General features: G+C 39.5%; 1 protein-coding gene. It reads left to right on the forward strand.

All coding sequences use genetic code 11. The features are described from left to right. On the forward strand, nucleotides 1-542 hold a 542-nt coding region (locus tag AC1DJR_RS32995), incomplete at both ends, for a PD-(D/E)XK nuclease family protein (RefSeq protein WP_477004565.1).

Genomic DNA, 542 nt, shown 5'->3' on the forward strand with positions numbered 1-542 from the left:
GTGTACGACAGATTGATGTGGGAATACGGTTATACGGACGCGACATCTCACCGTGCGAAGCAGTCTGTTACAGAAATAAAGAGAAATTATCAATCTGAAGAAGGTAGCGATAACGCCTTTATTAAAAAACTTCGTGCACCAATTAAAACACGTCCGCGCTTTATGGAGAAAAAAGGGCTAACATACGCAGAGCGAGGGACAGCAGTCCATGCCGTTATGCAGCATGTAGATTTGAAGAAACCAATTACGATTGAAGTTCTTCAAGAACAAATTGCAAGAATGGTAAATAAAGAACTATTAACATTTGAACAAGCTGAAGAAATAGCGATTGAAAAGGTAATTTCATTCTTTGACAGTGACTTAGGTAAAAGGGTATTAGCAGCAAAAAGTGTTGAACGTGAAGTACCATTTACGATGATGCTTTCAGCAGAAGAAGCGTATCAAGATTGGCAAGGGAAGAAAGGCGAATCAATACTTGTCCAAGGGGTTATCGACTGCATGATCGAAGAGGAAGACGGAATTACTTTAATCGACTTTAAAAC

This window comes from Bacillus sp. 05T31 (assembly GCF_056396725.1).